Genomic DNA, 17,875 nt, shown 5'->3' with positions numbered 1-17,875 from the left:
CTCGGGAGTAAGGCATGTTTCACGGCGGGCTATTAGTAGCGGTTTCATTACTCTATATTGCCGTTTTATTTGGCATCGCGTGGTATGGAGACCGCCGGGCACGCACCCACGGAGCCACTCGGCGGCGGCCGCTTATCTATAGTTTGGCGCTGGCCATCTATTGCACCTCATGGACCTTTTATGGCGCCGTTGGCCAAGCAGCGACCGCAGGCTGGTCGTTTGCGAGCATCTTCGTCGGACCGATTTTAACATTTTTGCTCTTCTGGCCGGTGCTGGCCAAAATGATCCGTGTCGCCAAGCACCAAAACGTTACTTCCATTGCCGACTTTATCGCTTCCCGTTATGGCAAAACCCAGTCACTGGCCGCCTTTGCCAGTTTGGTCGCCCTCGTCGGTACCCTGCCCTACATCGCCCTACAGCTAAAAGCGGTTTCCACCACATTTAGTGTGCTCACCGATGCCTCCGATGTGACCCATACGCCGCTATTTGGCGATACAGCGTTTTATGTGGCGATTGTGATGGCCATCTTCGCGATTCTGTTCGGCACCCGTCATACCGATGCCACCGAACACCACGAAGGGTTAATCCATGCGGTAGCATTTGAATCGTTGGTCAAGCTGCTAGCCTTTGTCGTACTTGGTGCCTTCGTCACTTGGGGAATGTTTGATGGCCTGGGTGAGTTGATGGGGCACGCTGAAAGCCAACTTGAACTTCAGCGTCAGCTCGCCAACCAGGATTTTGGCCAGAGCTTCTGGGCGCAAACACTGCTCGCCATGCTAGCGATCCTGTGCCTGCCGCGTCAGTTTCATGTGGCGGTGGTCGAGAATATTCACCCAGACGACGCCACTAAAGCACGCTGGCTGTTTCCTCTCTACCTGTTAGCGATTGCATTTTTTGTGGTTCCATTGGCTGCGGCCGGGCTGCTGCTATTTTCTGAAAGCGGTGTAGAACCCGATACCTACGTATTAGCGTTATCGATGGCCTCAGGTCACCAGTGGCTAACGCTACTCACCTTTATCGGCGGTTTCTCGGCAGCCACCGGCATGGTGATTGTCGCCGCAGTGGCGGTATCGATCATGATTTCTAACGAGATTGTGATCCCGGCGCTGTTCCGGCTGCGTTGGTTTGATACCAAGGCACGGGATTATGGCCGTTTAGTACTGCGTGCACGGCGTTTGACCATTGTTGCCGTGTTGGCCATGGCCTACGGCTTCTACCAACTGATTGCCGAATTCACCTCGCTAGCCTCGATCGGCATGCTGTCGTTTGCCGCTGCCGCACAGTTTGCCCCGGCATTGATAGGCGGGCTTTATTGGAAGCGCGGCAATCGGTTTGGGGTTATTGTCGGCATGAATGCGGGTTTCGCCATCTGGGCCTATAGCCTGCTGATGCCCGCTATGATCAATGCGGGCGTGCTTCCGGCCATTTGGTTTGAAGGCGGTCCACTGGGATTTAATTGGTTATCCCCCACGGCCCTGTTTGGCCTCAACTTAGGTGATAGCTTTACCCACGGCGTCATGCTCTCACTCGGGGTTAACCTGTTCTGCTACATTTTTGTTTCCCAGGTCACTTCGCAGCGGGTCGTCGAACGTATTCAAGCCTCACTGTTTGTGGATAGTGTAGAAACCCGCCAAACCTCGGTTAACCGTCCTTGGACCGGTGCGACCACCGTCGGCGATTTAAAGGTGCTCTGTGAACGCTTTCTCGGTGCCGGCCAAGTAGACCGAGCCTTTGAAGATTACGCCCGCCGGGTGGGCAAACCGTTAGATGACGGTACCCGCGCGTCAATTGATATTATCCAGTTTACTGAACGCTTTCTGGCCTCGGTGCTGGGCGCTTCATCGGCGCGTATCGTGGTTAACTCGGCGCTTCAAGGGCGCGGCATCGGCATCTCGGATGTCATTTCGATTGTCGATGAAGCCTCACAGGTACTGGAATTCAACCGGGCGCTACTCCAGGCCACCATTGAAAACATTAACCAGGGCATCAGCGTGGTCGACCAGAACCTGCGTTTGGTGGTTTGGAACCAGCGCTACCTGGAGCTATTCCGCTTCCCTGATCACTTAATCCGCGTTGGCGCTCCCATCGACCGCATCTTTCGCTATAACGCCCACAACGGCGAGTACGGCCCAGGAGACCCGGAGGAGCACGTCCAATTGCTGCTCGACAACATTCGCGAAGGCCAGCCCCACCGCTATGTACGTTACCGCCAGGACGGCAGCGTTCTGGAAGTGCAGGGCAATCCCATGCCCGGCGGCGGGTTTGTTTATACTTACCAGGATATTACCCAGCAAAAACGCATTGAAGAGGCGCTGATCCGCTCGGAAAATAACATCCGTATATACACTGACAATGTGCCCGCGCTGATTGCCTACTTCGATAAAGAGTGCCGCTACCTATTTACCAACCGTGCCTATGAGCAGGCGTTCAATATTGACCGCAACGCGGTGATTGGTCGCCGCTTTGAAGACGTGCTGCCGATAAAACAGGCAGAGGAGCGTGTCCCCTGGGTGAACCGCGCGCTTAACGGTGAGCGAGTCAGCTTTGAAGTCTCGCTGCGAGTCAACGAGGCCATGCGTTATATGCTGGTCACATACACACCGCACTTCGGTGACAGCCAAGCGATTCTAGGCTTTTTTGCTCTTTACCAAGACATTACTGAGCGTCGTCAGGCTGAAATTGCCCTCAAGGAAACCAACGAGACACTTGAAGAGCGCGTACGTGAACGTACCCAGGCACTTTCTGAAGCCAACGCCGCACTGCGCCAGGAGAACCGTGTACGCGCTGAGGCGGAGCTTGCCCTGCGCCAAGCCAAGCAGTTAGCAGAAGATGCCAATGCTTCTAAAACGCGCTTTTTGGCCGCTGCTAGCCATGACTTGCTGCAACCACTTAATGCGGCAAGGCTGTTTACCTCGGCGCTAATGCAGAATGTGACCACCAGCGACACCCAGCGCATCGTTGGCCATATCGATAACTCGCTCCAGGCAGCCGAGGAACTGCTCAGTACCCTGCTGGATATTTCCAAACTGGACGCAGGTGCCTTAACGCCACGGCGCAGTCACTTTGCCCTGGCGGATATCGTTCGTCCTTTACGCGCCGAATTTGAAGTGATGGCAGACGATCGCGGACTGGACTTAGAGGTCGTGCCTACCCAGCTTTGGGTTGATTCTGACCCTCAAATGCTGCGGCGGATCGTGCAAAACTTCCTATCCAATGCCATTCGTTATACCCAAGAGGGTCGCGTGCTGCTCGGCTGCCGCCGTCATAATGGCTGGCTTTCTATCGAAGTGTGGGACAGCGGCCCCGGTATTCCGGAATCTAAGCTCACCGAAATTTTTCAGGAGTTCCGCCGTCTGGATCAGGTGTCACGCCATAAAGAGAGTGAAAAAGGCCTAGGGCTTGGGCTATCGATTGCTGATCGCATGAGTCGCGTGCTGGATCATCCCATCAAAGTACGTTCGACAGTGGGCAAGGGCGCCGTTTTCTCGGTCAGCGTGCCAATTGTTGCTGCCAGGGAGGCGAGCAGTATCGAGCTTGAACCTCAGGCACGGCGCAGCAGCCATAAGCTGAGCGGTACGCGAATTGTGTGTATTGATAACGAAACGTTAATTCTGGAAGGCATGACCGCCATGTTGAGCGGCTGGGGCTGCGAGGTATTTACCGCCACCAGTATTGGTGGTGCTAAATCGATTTTACGCAATATGGACGGCGATCCAGACGCGATTTTGGCGGACTATCACTTGGACAACGAAGTCACCGGATTAATGGCGCTGGAAGCGCTCAGTGAACGTGTTGAGGGAGCTGTACCGGGGATTGTGATCACCGCCGATCGGACCGAAGCGGTTGCCGAAGAGGTCAAACGAGCGGGCTATCAACTGCTATTGAAACCCGTTAAACCGGCGGCGTTGCGGGCGCTACTGACACGCACGCTACAGGCCAATCGCGCGGCGCGATAAGCGCCGCTGCTAAGAGGAGACTGGCCAGTAAGTAGTGCTAGGCTGGCAAGCCGTGAGTGCTTAAGACACCACTTTTGGCGGTTCAACTTCCAGCTTCTGAGCGGCAATCACCGCCTGAGTACGCGAGTGCACGCCCAGTTTACGTAAAATCGCAGTGACGTGGGCCTTGATAGTCGCCTCAGAAACACTTAGTTCGTAAGCAATCTGTTTATTCAGTAGGCCTTCCGTCAGCATGTTCAACACGCGAAACTGCTGGGGCGTCAGCGAAGCAATCGCTTCAGCAAAACGCGATTCCTCTTCACTGGTCTCTTCAAGCACATTGGCCAACGCCTCTGGCAACCACACTTCACCCTGCAGGATTTCTCCGACGGCTTCAGCAATGAGTTGTAGGGACGATGATTTGGGGATAAAACCCGACGCGCCATAGTCAATAGCACGACGCACAACGTACGGCTCGTCACTACCTGACACCACCGCCACGGGGATATCGGGCATCTGACCACGCAGTTGGATCAAGCCAGAGAAGCCGTGGGCTCCCGGCATGTGCAAGTCAAGAAGAATCAAATCGGCATCTGGGTGGCGGTTCACTACTTCAGTGGTGGCTTCCATGGTATCCGCTTCGACAATTTCCGCCTGGGGGGCCAACTGGCGTAACGCTTGGGTCAGCGCTGCACGAAACAGCGGGTGATCGTCAGCGACGATAAACTTATGAGCTACTGCCATGGATATTCCTCCGGTTCCTCGAGCAGCGGGGTTGTATGCCGCCGCAACGCTAGGCTCTTACGGTCGTGAAGCATGGTACCCCATGGGCTTCATCATGCCCAAGCATCACATGCACAATTTGTAATAGATAGATCTTACAAACGAAACTCGTTTCTATAAACACGTATCTATAAACACAACCGTGCCGACCTACTCGGGTCGGCACGGTATTTACTCGATAGTCAGGCCTAATCGGTTAAACAGCCTATAGTGCTGCCACCGTTATTGATTGGCGCGATGCTCAATCAGCTCATCGACTACCGACGGATCCGCAAGGGTGCTGGTATCGCCCAAACCATCGCATTCATTAGCAGCAATCTTGCGCAGAATACGCCGCATGATTTTGCCCGAACGGGTTTTTGGCAAGCCTGGCGCCCATTGAATGACATCCGGCGAGGCAATTGGGCCAATATCTTTGCGCACCCACTGCGTCAGCTCTTTTTTGAGTTCGTCAGTCTCTTCAATACCGTCATTCAGGGTGACATAGATATAGATGCCTTGTCCCTTAATATCATGCGGGAAGCCCACCACGGCCGCCTCAGCAACGGCACTATGTGCCACTAGCGATGACTCAATCTCGGCGGTGCCCATACGGTGTCCGGAAACGTTGAGCACGTCATCGACACGGCCTGTAATCCAGTAGTAGCCATCTTCGTCGCGGCGACAGCCATCACCGGTAAAGTACATGCCGTCGTAAGTCGAGAAGTAGGTCTGCACAAAGCGCTCGTGGTCACCCCAGATAGAACGGGCCTGCCCCGGCCAGGAATCAAGGATGACCAAGTTGCCGTCAGTAGCGCCTTCCAGTTTTTTCCCTTCATTATCGACCAGTGCGGGCTTCACGCCAAAGAAAGGCACGGTCGCTGAGCCAGGCTTAAGCGGCGTAGCGCCAGGCAGCGGAGCTATCATGATACCGCCGGTTTCCGTTTGCCACCAAGTGTCCACAATCGGGCATTTTTCGTTACCGATAACGCGATAGAACCACTCCCACGCTTCCGGATTGATCGGCTCTCCCACCGAACCCAGCAGGCGCAGGCTATCACGCTTACTGGAGTCCATGACGTTGTCACCATGGGCCATCAGCGCACGCACTGCGGTGGGGGCAGTATAGAGAATATTAACGTTGTGCTTATCAACGATTTCGCCCATACGGCCATGGCTCGGGTAGCTTGGCACACCCTCAAACATTAAGGTCGTCGCGCCATTGGCCAAGGGCCCGTAGACGATATAGCTGTGCCCGGTCACCCAGCCAACATCTGCAGTACACCAGTAGATTTCACCCTCTTGGTAGTCGAATACATACTGGTGGGTCATAGCGGCATAAGTCAGGTAGCCGCCGGTAGTGTGCTTCAAGCCTTTCGGTGCCCCTGTAGAGCCCGAGGTATAGAGAATGAACAGCGGGTCTTCCGCGCCCATGGCCTCAGCTTCGCACTCATTTGACTGCTTGTCGACGAGTTCATCAAACCAGATATCGCGGCCGTCGTTCCACTCAATCTCACCACCGGTACGCTTCACCACCAGTACGTTCTTGCACACGTCGGTGCCTTCACGTGTTAGTGCGGCGTCCACGTTCTCTTTCAGCGGCACGTGCTTGCCACCGCGCACCGACTCGTCGGCGGTGATGACCAGCTTGGAATCCGCCCCGATTACCCGCTGGGCGACAGCGTCTGGAGAAAAGCCACCGAACACTACAGAGTGCACCGCACCAATACGCGCGCAGGCAAGCATGGCCATGGCCGCTTCGGGAATCATCGGCATATACAGCGTGACGGTATCGCCTTTACCGATGCCCAACTCTTTCAGTGCGTTGGCTAGCTGGTTAGTACGTGCGTACAGTTCACGATAAGTAATGTTCTTGGTTTCATTGGGATTATCACCTTCCCAAATAATTGCGGTTTGATCACCACGCTTGTCCAGATGACGATCCAGGCAGTTAGCGCTGACGTTGAGCAAGCCGTCCTCAAACCAGCGAATATCGACGTTGTCACGCGCGAAAGAGGTATTTTTAATTTTGCTGGGCGCTTTAATCCAGTCCAGGCGTTTGGCCTGTTCGGCCCAGAAGCCTTCCGGATCGTCCATCGACTGCTGGTACATGGCCTCATACTTGGTTTTATCGGCCCAGGCATTGGCGGCGAAATCATCGCGCACCGGATAGACGTTCTGTTGATCGCTCATAAAATTGCCTCTTTCCGTGAAAATGCACTCTCTAAGAACTGTAGTCGATATGGTGTTTTATGGGGCTTGTTGGCCATTATCGAGCGTATCGACTGTCAATAATATTCCCCTAGCATAAACCTCCTTGAGTCGGCTTCCCTTTAGACATTGGTATTATCATTTTTTATTTACAAAACAAACGTTTATAAACGAATCATGAGCCAACTTCGGGCCTGTAGACCAAGGTCTTAGCGCAGTGTCTACAACGGTACCGACGCCCATTTGCCACTAAAGTATGGCGTCTAGCTGTAAATCGATGAAACCGGCAATCGCACTGGTAACGATAAGGTGCTGACTGTGCCTTCTGGATATCAAATTGATGAGTCACATTAGGGGCCAAGCCAAATAAATCCCGCATCACCGTTTTCCACTCACGACCATGGGGCTTCAAGCGTGCACCATTATGTAAATGAAAGACCAACCAATGAGCCATTTCATGAGGAATGATCTCTTCAAAAAAAGCCGTACGGTTTTCACTCAGCAATACCGGATTAAAACGTAATCCGCCGCGTCCTAAGTGGGCCTGCCCAGCCGAAGCGCCGCGTAGGTTAAAACACACCGTTGGAGCCGGAAGCGACGGGCACACTTCACGGCAGCGCTGCAGCGCTTGTTCTACGCGCACCCGCACGGCTCGATGCAATTCTATTTCCGACATGACTGCCAGTTCAGCGACTGGCCACGAGGGCAATGGTAATGTCTTCATTAGTGATAAACTAACCGTTATAAGTGCATATTGACCGATGACTACCGATTCGCATTAACGAGGCTTAACTTATGGCAGAGCGTAGCGACACGCCCGAAACCAACACGCCACCACAGCCACTGCTTGATGATGAGCAGTTGGATAGATTGGACGACTTCCTCGACTCTGATCAAGTGGATGAAGACGCCCTTGATCTGATTTCTGCCCATGGGTTTTTAGTCGCACTTGCCGTGGCGCCCAGTGAAGTATCCCCCACTCAGTGGCTGGCTGAACTGTTCCAAGGTGAGCCTCGCTATGCTGACGATGCCGAGCGTGATGAAATTATCACCCTACTCACCCTACTGCGTGACAATGCGGTATCGGTACTGGAACAAGGTGGTTTACCGGAGCTTCCTTTTGAGCTAACACTGGGGGGCGAACCTGCCGAAGAAACCCCCATCGGCGACTGGTGTGCGGGCTTTATGGAAGGCGTTTTCAGCGATGAAAGCGCTTGGTTCCAAGATGATGAAGAAGCAGCCGCCACGCTATTACTGCCGTTTATGCTGCTCTCTGGGCTATTTGACGATGAGCCGGATATGGCCGAACTCGCCAAGGATCAGCAGCGCCAGGAGTCACTTGTGGTGCAACTGCCGGAGCTTGTTTTGGATCTTTACCTGCACTACCGCGTGCCGCCGGAAACGTCCAAACCTAAACCGCGCAAAAAGACACCTGCAAAAGGCAAAAAACGCTAGCTTTATCAGCGGTCTTATTTAAGGCGCATGATGATCCCATCCATCAAGCCATAGACCCATTCCCTGGCTCGCTGCCCCCATGGCCGCTCTGCCCACGCCGCTGCGTCTACTTCCTGGCTGGCGGCAAAGTTACGCTCGAAAAGCTGGCGTACGTCAGCCGCCAATTTAGGATCTATTGCCTCTTGATTGGCCTCTAAGTTCCAATGCAAATTCCAGTGGTCAAAGTTACATGAACCAATGCTCACCCACTCATCGGCAAGTACAAATTTGGCATGGATAAAGGTCGGTTGGAACTCGAAGATACGCACGCCGGCCTTTAGCAGGGATTGGTAGAAGCGTTGCCCGGCAAACCGAACACTGGGATGGTCATGCTTTGCCCCAGGCAGCAGCAGGCGCACATCAATCCCCCGCCGGGCAGCCCGCACCAAGCGACGCCGCAACGCAAACGTAGGTACGAAATAGGGCGTGCATAGCCATAACCGTGTTTCCGCCCGGTTGACGCGATCGTGCAGTGAATGACGGATCGCTTGATAGCGATAGCCACGCGCCGACATCGCCCGCCCAGGCATACCATTCGGATGGGTCTGTGGCTCACGCCGCTCAGGTAATGAACCAGCATTAGCACCTCTTTTCCCGGCGCGGGTTAATCGCGAGTTCCATAGCCGTCGAAATAGCTGCTCCCAATCGGCCACCACTGGACCATCAATCCGCAAGGCAATTTCATACCAGGCGTTTAGAAATTCATCGACTGCGCCAAAACCACCGGTAAACGCCTGCTCGCCATCAATAACGACGATTTTGCGGTGATCGCGGCTTAAGTTAAGCGCTAAAGAGTGAAAGCCAATGGGGTTAAAAAAACGCAGCTGAACACCACTTTGTTCCAATCGTTGCCGATCACCGTTGGTAAGTTTCATCGAGCCATACCCATCAAGCAGTAAGCAGACGCAGACACCCCGCTGGACAGCATTACTGAGAACATCGATGACTTGATCCGCCAATAGCCCCGACTCCATCAAGTAGAGTTCAACCAACACATAATGACGTGCAGCATTCACCGCTTCAAACATAGCCGGCAGAAAGCACGAAGCCTCCGGCAGCAGCGTAAATTGATTACCTTCTCGCCACGCATTCTGCATGGGCGCTCCTTGCATTACCTTTGTGAGCACGCTGATGAGCGCATTAATAAACTATCCCACTAATAAACTATCCCACTAATAAATTAACGCGCTAATGAGCGATGAACATATAAATCGTAGCGGCTGGTTTTGCCCTCAAGGGAGTGCTGAGGCACTGGGCCATCAATAGGTGGCGCCTTACGGGGGCGCTTCACTACCACGCGGTGGGTAGCAACATCCAAAGCCGCCTCTAGTAAACGCGGGGCATCATTGTCATCACCGGCTAGCTCGCGAAACAGGCGCATTTCTTTTTTCACCAATGCCGACTTTTCACGGTGTGGAAACATCGGATCCAAGTGAATGACCTGCGGTGAAAAGTGAGCGCTTGCAATGAGTTCAGCCAGCGATTGCGCGGCATCACCGTGTCGCAGAATCATGCGGGCGGCGATATCCACCGTACCACTATCCCTTAAGGCACGTTTAATTCCATCCTCCAGCAGCGCCGCAATCGCCGCCACCCGCTCAATTAACAGCACCTGAGCGCCTAAGCTCGCCAGCACAAACGCATCACGGCCTAGCCCTGCCGTTGCATCAACAATGCTGGGCGTCACGCCCTTGGCTAGCCCACAGGCCTTTGCAACTAGCTGGCCACGCCCACCGCCAAAGCGGCGCCGATGGGCGGCTTTGCCGGATACAAAATCAACGCTGAGTGGATTGCCGTAGCGCTTTTCATCACCGACCAGCGCCAACCCTTCTTCGCTTGGCACTAGACGCAGACCATCTGGCAGCACAATTTTTTCAACATCGCTCTTCACAAAGCTCATGCAGGCTTTTTCCAAGCGACGTCGTTGCGCAGGTAAACCGGCTGAACCAAGTGCGCAGCCTGACCAAGCCCAGCGGCAAAATCACGCGCTCCCAGCCAGGCCATCTCCTCGGCCCGAGGCTCTAAATCATCCAAATGCTGGGGCATGCTGAGCTGCACATCGACAGTGAAGCGCTCCCACAGCGTAAAGCCGCTTCCTACGCCGACCCAGTCGGTTTCTTCGCCCGGCAGGCGCAAAGACTCAGGGGTCAGCACCGCTTCCGCACTCATTGGCGTAATGATGTCTTTAAGACAGTGCCACGTTGCGGCGTACACCTCGCCCATACGGGCATCTAAGGCAGTCACCACATGGCGTAAGTGGTAGCGACGATGCGCCTGTAGCGCCAGCGCCTCAAGCGTTGAGATACCTAATAACGGGCAGCCGAGACCAAACGCCAATCCCTGGGCAGCGCCAGCGGCAATGCGTAGCCCCGTAAATGAACCCGGCCCACGGCCAAAGGCCACTGCGTCCAGTTGGGAGGGTGTTACCTGCGCTTCAGCAAGCAGGGCATCCACCATCGGCAATAGCCGACGGGTATGGGCACGGGGCGTCATCTCGAAATGTGCTAGGCACTCAGTGCCCGAATCGCCTTGACGCAGCAAGGCTGCAGAGCAGGCGCTTGATGAGGCGTCCAGGGCAAGCAGATTTAACGGCATAGCAAGTAGCCACTCGAAAGAAAGATTGCGGCATTATACCTTTGTCATGCTAATACGACGATGGCCCGCATTAAGCGGGCCATCGGCAAAGGCGTAAAACGCTTTTGTTAGAGAAGGCTCTTATCAGCTAAGGGCTTCTTTAACCTGGCGAGTGATATCGTTCACACTGCCCACACCTTCAATGCGATGGTATTGAGGAGCGTTTTGTGGGTCCTGCTTGGCCCACTGCTGATAATAATCGACCAGCGGCGCAGTTTGGTCATGGTAAACCGACAATCGATTACGCACCGTGGACTCTTGATCATCCTCACGTTGAATAAGCGTTTCACCGGTGACGTCATCTTTGCCCGGCTCTTTCGGCGGGTTGTGTTCAACGTGATAGACCCGGCCAGAGGCTTGATGGACCCGACGTCCTGCCAAGCGGTTAACGATCTCTTCATCCGGCACGGCAATTTCCACAACGTGATCCAGCTTAACACCCCCCTCCTTCATCGCGTCGGCTTGAGGGATTGTGCGGGGGAAACCATCGAACAAAAAGCCATTTTCGCAGTCTGGCTGGCTGATACGTTCTTTAACCAGATCGATGATGATGTCGTCTGACACCAAGCCACCGGTATTCATGATCTCTTTTACTTTTAAGCCAAGCTCAGTGCCATCTTTAATGGCCGTGCGAAGCATATCCCCGGTGGAAATCTGAGGGATTTTAAATTGCTCGCAAATAAATTGAGCTTGCGTCCCCTTCCCCGCGCCGGGGGCACCCAATAGGATTAAACGCATGGCACTGCTCCTTGAAGTTCTTAGTATGAAAAACGAGTATAAAAAATCTGTTAGCCGACAATAACCGCGCCTCTCGGACGACACAACTCCCCAAAAGCCTGAGAGACCCGCTTTTATTTCATTTTTTTGAAGCGAAAGCAGTCAAATGATGCAATCGCTACGACCTTGGTCGCCCCAAGCAAGCCATCAACATTAAACCTCTTGCCGACAAGCCAAACACAAGCGGCGCCCCGTAGGGCGCCGCTTGACAGAGCTAGTCGCTAATCATTACAGCAATAAGCGACGAATATCGGTCAGCACATCTGCCAGGAAGGCAGTAAAGCGTGCCGCGTCAGCCCCATTGATCGCTCGATGATCATAAGAGAGGGATAGCGGCATCATGAGACGTGGTTGGAAGGCACTGCCATCCCATACCGGCTTCATCTGCGCTTTAGATACACCCAAAATAGCCACTTCCGGCGCGTTGACGATCGGCGTGAAGGCAGTACCACCAATCGAGCCGAGGCTCGAAATAGTGAAACAGCCACCGGTCATCTCGTCGCGCTTGAGCTTCTTGGTTTGTGCTTTTTTGCCCAACTCTGCCATCTCCTTGGCAATCTCGATCAAGGATTTTGTATCGGCGTTACGTACCACTGGCACCATCAGGCCATCGGGCGTGTCGACAGCGATACCGATATGGACGTAGTTCTTCCATACCAAGGTTTCACCGTCTCCCTTCAAGCTGACGTTGAACTGCGGGAATTTACGCAGCGCAAAGGCACAGGCTTTGACCATAAACGGCAGCGGTGTCAGCTTGGCGCCCTGAGCTTCCGCTTCAGCCTTCATGGCTTTGCGGAAAGCCTCCAGTTCAGTAATGTCAGCTTCATCAAACTGCGTGACGTGAGGCACATTCAGCCAGCTGCGATGCAGATTGGTTGCCCCCATCTTGAGCAGACGCCCCATGGGCTTCTCTTCTACGTCACCAAACTGACTGAAGTCGACTTCTGGAATGGCCGGAATACCCGCACCACCGGTAGCAGCTGCCGCCGCGCCTGGCTGAGCTTTACCCTGATTGGCAATGGCCTGCTTCACATAGGACTGTACGTCTTCTTTGAGCACGCGGTCTTTCGGGCCGCTCGGTTTTACCAGTTCAAGGTCAACGCCCAACTCGCGGGCAAGCATACGCACCGCAGGACCGGCGTGAACCAGTTTGCCATCACGAGGCTTGTGGGCCGCCATCTGTGCTTCGGGGCTGGGGGTTCCAGCAGAAGACTCAGAAGGCTTGCTCGGCTGGTCTTTTTTCTGCTCAGCTTTTTCAGGCGCTGATTTCTCAGGGGCCGCTTTTTTACCACCACCGCTGGCAGCAACTTCAATATAGCCAATCACATCGCCTTCAGAGACGGTGTCACCCTCTTTCACGGTCAGCTCAATGAGCTTGCCTTTATAAGGGCTGGGCACATCCATAGAGGCTTTATCAGACTCTAAGGTGATCAACGGATCTTCTTCGTTGATCTCATCGCCTGCGGCCACGCCAATTTCGATAATCGGCACATCAGAGGCGCCGGAAAGATCCGGTACGCGAATCTCTTTGCGCTCGGGTTCGCCGTCGCTATCAGCCTCTTCTTGCTCGGCTGTTTCTTCGGCGGCTTTAAGGTCATCAGATACCTTCGGATCGTCAGCCTGTTGCGGGGCATCAGCACTGTCGCTTTCACCTTCATCGCCCTCGCCGACGATTTCCATCTGGCCGATCACATCGCCTTCAGAAACCGTGTCGCCCTCTTTAACGGTAAAGCTAACAATCTTACCGCTATGAGGGCTGGGCACGTCCATGGAGGCTTTATCAGACTCCAGGGTAATCAGCGTATCTTCAGCGTTGACTTCATCGCCTTCGCTCACGGCGACTTCAATAATTTCAACGTTATCTGAGCCGCCCAAGTCCGGCACTTTAATATCAACCGTTTGCTTCCCACCTGCTGATTTCTTGGCAGCGGGCTTCTGCTCCTGCGGCTGTTCTTGAGACTGCTCTTTCGGCTTATCTTCTTTCGGCTTACCTTCTTGCGCTGACGCTTCTTCCGGCTCTTCGGCATCGCTACTGTCGCCGCCGCCTTCGACTTCCAGCTCGACGATATCATCACCTTCGGAGACGCTATCGCCTTCTTTGACCAGCACTTTAAGAACTTTACCGCCTTTAGGCGCCGGTACGTCCATGCTGGCCTTGTCGGATTCCAGAGTGATTAGGGTGTCTTCCGCTTCAATGACGTCGCCTTCTGACACCGCAATCTCGATGATTTCGACATCGGTATCGCCACCGATATCGGGAACTTTGATGATTTCGCTACTCAAGGTCGCGCTCCTTCCAAATCGGATCGAGCCGGTGGGCAACCGCCCACCGGGCAGCGGTTTAGCTAGTCAGCGGATTAGGCTTGTTGGCGTCAATGCCATATTTCTTAAGCGCTTCACCGACCTGTTTGCGATCAATCTCACCGCGGTCAGCCAGCGCACGCAGCGCTGCGACAGTCACGAAGTAGCGATCTACTTCGAAGAAGTAACGCAACTTCTCGCGGGTATCTGAACGACCAAAGCCATCGGTACCTAATACAGTGTAGTCACCCGGCACCCAGGCGCGCACTTGATCCGCATAAAGTTTCATGTAATCGGTAGAAGCGATAACTGGGCCATCGCGACCTTCCAAGCACTTGGTGACATGAGGCTTATTCGCCTCAGCGTCTGGGCTCAAGAAGGCTTCACGGTCCAACAGTAGTGCTTCACGACGCAGCTCGTTAAAACTGGTCACGCTCCAAATGTCAGCACCAATACCCCAATCATTCTCAAGCAGTACAGCGGCTTCTTCGACTTCGCGAAGAATGGTGCCGGACCCCAGCAGTTGAACGCGGCCTTTGTCACCCTTGGTTTCGCGCAGCAAGTACATACCCTTGACGATATCGTCGACCGGTACGTTTTCCAGTGCTGGGTGCTCGTAGTTCTCGTTCATTACCGTTAGGTAGTAGAAGCAGTTCTCCTTATCGGTGAACATGCGCTTCAGGCCATCCTGCACGATAACCGCGACTTCGTGGGCGTAGGTGGGGTCGTAGCTGCGGCAGTTGGGGATGGTGGAGGCCTGTATCAGGCTGTGGCCATCCTGGTGCTGCAAGCCTTCGCCGTTGAGCGTGGTACGCCCTGCCGTGCCGCCAACCATAAAGCCGCGCGCCTGCAAGTCGCCTGCGGCCCATGCCAGGTCGCCAATACGCTGGAAGCCGAACATGGAGTAGTAGATGTAGAACGGCAGCAGAGTAATGTGGTTGTTGCTGTAGGACGTTGCTGCAGCAATCCACGCAGACATCGCGCCCGCTTCGGTAATACCTTCTTCGAGAACCTGGCCTTTCTGGTCCTCGCGGTAGTACATGATCTGGCCTTTGTCCATCGGCTCGTACTTCTGGCCTTCAGCGGTGTAGATACCCAACTGACGGAACATGCCTTCCATACCGAAGGTACGTGCTTCATCAGGGATAATCGGCACCACCTGCTTGCCGAGCTTCTTGTCTTTTACCAAGCCGTTGAGCACGCGCACGAAGGACATGGTGGTAGAGACTTCGCGCCCTTTCGAGCCGCCCATCTGCGAGGCAAACGTCTTGTCTTCGAGGCTGGGGACTTCCAACGCTTCAAAGTCGCTGCGACGGCTCGGCAGATAGCCATTCAGGCGTTCGCGTTGAAGATGCATGTACTTGAGCTCGGGCGAATCCTCTTCCGGCTTGTAGTACGGCACGTCTTTAAGCTGTTCATCACTGAGCGGAATGCCGAAACGGTCGCGGAATTTCTTCAGCGCCTCGTATTCCATACTCTTGACTTGGTGCGCCTCATTGGCCGCTTCGCCATCGCCGCTGCCCATGCCGTAGCCTTTAACGGTATGGGCCAGGATAACGGTGGGCTTGCCGTTAGAGGTATTAACCGCCTCATGATAGGCCGCGTATACTTTGAACGGATCGTGACCGCCGCGGTTGAGTTTCCAAATATCTTCATCGGAAAGCTCTTTAACCATCTCTTCGGTTTCAGGGTACTTGCCGAAGAAGTGTTCGCGAGTATACGCGCCGCCGTTGGCCTTGTAGTTCTGGTACTCGCCGTCGACCGCTTCGTCCATACGTTTTTGAAGGAAACCTTTCTTATCCTTCTCGAACAGAGGATCCCAGTGGCGACCCCAAACAACCTTGATCACGTTCCAACCAGCACCGCGGAACACGCCTTCAAACTCGTCCATCACCCGCGAGTTACCGCGTACAGGACCGTCCAGACGCTGTAGGTTGCAGTTGATGACGAAGATCAGGTTGTCGAGATTTTCTCGTCCCGCCAGAGAAATAGCGCCCAAGGATTCTGGCTCGTCGCATTCGCCGTCGCCCAAGAAGCACCAGATCTTGCGATCGTACATGTCCTTCATTTCACGGTGATGCAGGTACTTCATCACGTGCGCTTGATAGATCGCCTGAATCGGGCCAAGGCCCATGGAAACCGTGGGGAACTGCCAGTAATCCGGCATCAGCCAGGGGTGCGGATAGGACGATAGACCGCCACCATCGACTTCCTGGCGGAATTTGTCCATCTGCTCTTCAGATAAACGGCCTTCCAGAAAGGAGCGTGCGTAGATACCGGGCGCAACATGCCCTTGGATATAGATCAGGTCGCCAGCGAAATCATCCTTGGGTGCGCGGAAGAAATGGTTAAAGCCCACATCATAAAGCGTTGCCGAAGACATAAAGCTGGCGATGTGGCCGCCCAGGCCCGGCTTGGCGCGGTTGTTGCGAATGACCTGAGCGATAGCATTGTAGCGAATCAGAGAGCGGATACGCCGCTCCATGAACAGGTCGCCAGGCATCGGCGCTTCGCGGTGAAGCGGTATCGTATTACGGTGCGGGGTTGTCACCGAGAAGGGTACCTTCATCCCGTCCCTGCGCAGGCGGTCCGCCAGGCGGGTCATTAGGTAGCGGGCACGATCTTCGCCCTCACGATCCAACACCGACTCCAAGGAATCAATCCATTCCGTGGTTTCGATCGGATCGAGATCTTCTCTTGTCTCCAGACTCATAGAGGTCTCTCCGAATGACGAATAATGACTATAAGCCCCGCTACCCTGAAGGGCCTGGGGCGGCGGTGTGGAACTCCACCACGCGCCAACAATTAGCCGGTGATTAAACGCCGGATAAGGGTTTTAGCTCTACATTCAACAAGCTACGTACTTATGGATGTAATAAAGCTACATAAATGCCGTAAAAGTTAGCCTTTTGTATAGGTGAAGATACCTCAAAGTCGCCACGCTGCCAATTCTGTCGCAGTGGAAAAGCCTATCGAAAACAAACTATTGCACTGCAACATAAGCAATACACAGAGTATTAGCAGCTGCTACTGGCAGTCTGACATTTGTAATTAAACTACCGTTTTATTTTATTGTGATAGAGACACTTAGCTATTGATTTACTTAATGTATGCGCTAATACACAGCGTTTGACGTTAATCGTTGCCGAAAGTAAGCCCAATCAAACGCTGGGCCGGGATCGGTTTTGCGCAATGGAGCCACATGGGCATGGCTAGTAATTCGATTAATATTTAGCTGTGGATATTTCGCCATTAGCCAAGCCGTTGCCTTTACCAGAGCGTCATACTGAGGCCTGGTGTACGGGGAAATGTCATCCCCCTCAAGCTCAATACCCACCGAGAAATCGTTGAGTGCTGTTCGCCATTTGACGTGATGGGCATCCCACCAGTAGGAACGCCCGGCATGCCACGCTCGTTGGTCCGTATCAACAAATTGAACGCATTCACCGTCGCGACGTATCAGCAAATGCGCCGAAACCCTTAGGTGAGCGATTTCAGCGAAAAAAGGGTGTTCATCGACCGCCAATTGATTGGTGAAGAATGCCTCAATAGCATCGCCGCTAAACTCACCAGGAGGCAGGCTAATCGCATGCAGAAGTAGCAACGACACGTCATCCGTAGGCCGCGCATCACAGTTGGGTGAGACAACTTGTCGCGCGCTATTCCACCAGCCGCCAGGGGGTTGCTTCTCATTCACGCGCAAGGTTTCCTTTACGTAGCCGCTCTCTTTCATTGCTCTCATTCACTGCTTTTTTTCACTA

Annotated in this window: 13 protein-coding genes; 3 read left to right on the top strand and 10 right to left on the bottom strand. The window is 54.1% G+C overall.

Going from position 1 to position 17,875, the window contains the following annotated elements; genetic code table 11:
• The first annotated feature begins 14 nt into the window (after window positions 1-14).
• Window positions 15-3,956 (top strand): hybrid sensor histidine kinase/response regulator, encoded by a 3,942-nt coding sequence (locus ACUVOF_RS05320; protein ID WP_447043359.1) that lies wholly within the window; start codon window positions 15-17, stop codon window positions 3,954-3,956.
• A gap of 60 nt (window positions 3,957-4,016) precedes the next feature.
• Here ACUVOF_RS05320 and ACUVOF_RS05315 read toward each other — a convergent pair whose 3' ends face one another.
• Window positions 4,017-4,679, bottom strand: coding sequence for a response regulator (locus tag ACUVOF_RS05315; protein ID WP_447043358.1), 663 nt, complete (start codon window positions 4,677-4,679; stop codon window positions 4,017-4,019).
• Between ACUVOF_RS05315 and ACUVOF_RS05310 the strand changes: the two genes are divergently transcribed.
• Window positions 4,678-4,803: a hypothetical protein gene (locus tag ACUVOF_RS05310; RefSeq protein WP_274541998.1), complete on the top strand. Its 126-nt coding sequence runs from the start codon at window positions 4,678-4,680 to the stop codon at window positions 4,801-4,803. The genes ACUVOF_RS05315 and ACUVOF_RS05310 overlap by 2 nt on opposite strands.
• A gap of 137 nt (window positions 4,804-4,940) precedes the next feature.
• Here the strand turns inward: ACUVOF_RS05310 and acs are convergent, their stop codons facing one another.
• The gene (acs, locus tag ACUVOF_RS05305) at window positions 4,941-6,890 is read right to left on the bottom strand and encodes an acetate--CoA ligase (RefSeq protein ID WP_447043357.1); all 1,950 of its coding nucleotides are present in this window, start codon (window positions 6,888-6,890) and stop codon (window positions 4,941-4,943) included.
• Window positions 6,891-7,083: 193 nt separating this feature from the next.
• Window positions 7,084-7,632 carry a SprT family zinc-dependent metalloprotease gene (locus ACUVOF_RS05300; RefSeq protein ID WP_447043356.1) on the bottom strand — a complete coding sequence of 183 codons (549 nt, stop codon included), beginning with the start codon at window positions 7,630-7,632 and terminating at the stop codon, window positions 7,084-7,086.
• A gap of 71 nt (window positions 7,633-7,703) precedes the next feature.
• On the opposite strand from ACUVOF_RS05300, the gene ACUVOF_RS05295 reads away from it, so the two are divergent.
• On the top strand, window positions 7,704-8,363 hold the full coding sequence (locus ACUVOF_RS05295) for a YecA/YgfB family protein (protein ID WP_447043355.1): 660 nt from the start codon (window positions 7,704-7,706) through the stop codon (window positions 8,361-8,363).
• A 14-nt stretch (window positions 8,364-8,377) separates the two neighbouring features.
• Here the strand turns inward: ACUVOF_RS05295 and ACUVOF_RS05290 are convergent, their stop codons facing one another.
• From ACUVOF_RS05290 to ampD, 7 genes are all read right to left on the bottom strand, one after another.
• On the bottom strand, window positions 8,378-9,499 hold the full coding sequence (locus tag ACUVOF_RS05290; protein ID WP_447043354.1) for a phospholipase D-like domain-containing protein: 1,122 nt from the start codon (window positions 9,497-9,499) through the stop codon (window positions 8,378-8,380).
• A gap of 83 nt (window positions 9,500-9,582) precedes the next feature.
• Window positions 9,583-10,302 carry a class I SAM-dependent methyltransferase gene (locus ACUVOF_RS05285; RefSeq protein ID WP_447043353.1) on the bottom strand — a complete coding sequence of 240 codons (720 nt, stop codon included), beginning with the start codon at window positions 10,300-10,302 and terminating at the stop codon, window positions 9,583-9,585.
• Window positions 10,299-10,997 (bottom strand): tRNA (adenosine(37)-N6)-threonylcarbamoyltransferase complex dimerization subunit type 1 TsaB, encoded by a 699-nt coding sequence (gene tsaB / locus ACUVOF_RS05280; protein ID WP_447043352.1) that lies wholly within the window; start codon window positions 10,995-10,997, stop codon window positions 10,299-10,301. The genes ACUVOF_RS05285 and tsaB overlap by 4 nt, the downstream gene beginning before the upstream one ends.
• Before the next feature lie 123 nt (window positions 10,998-11,120).
• Window positions 11,121-11,774: an adenylate kinase gene (gene adk, locus ACUVOF_RS05275; protein ID WP_113269023.1), complete on the bottom strand. Its 654-nt coding sequence runs from the start codon at window positions 11,772-11,774 to the stop codon at window positions 11,121-11,123.
• A 267-nt stretch (window positions 11,775-12,041) separates the two neighbouring features.
• Entirely contained in the window at window positions 12,042-14,096 is a 2,055-nt protein-coding gene (gene aceF, locus ACUVOF_RS05270) for a pyruvate dehydrogenase complex dihydrolipoyllysine-residue acetyltransferase (RefSeq protein WP_447043351.1), read from the bottom strand.
• Between the two features lie 58 nt (window positions 14,097-14,154).
• Window positions 14,155-16,827, bottom strand: a complete 2,673-nt coding sequence (aceE, locus tag ACUVOF_RS05265) for a pyruvate dehydrogenase (acetyl-transferring), homodimeric type (RefSeq protein WP_447043350.1) — start codon at window positions 16,825-16,827, stop codon at window positions 14,155-14,157.
• Between the two features lie 402 nt (window positions 16,828-17,229).
• Entirely contained in the window at window positions 17,230-17,811 is a 582-nt protein-coding gene (gene ampD, locus ACUVOF_RS05260) for a 1,6-anhydro-N-acetylmuramyl-L-alanine amidase AmpD (protein ID WP_447043349.1), read from the bottom strand.
• Window positions 17,812-17,875 lie beyond the last annotated feature (64 nt).

It is taken from the genome of Vreelandella sp. H-I2, from assembly GCF_052959335.1.
This window is presented reverse-complemented; position numbering and strand designations above follow the sequence as displayed.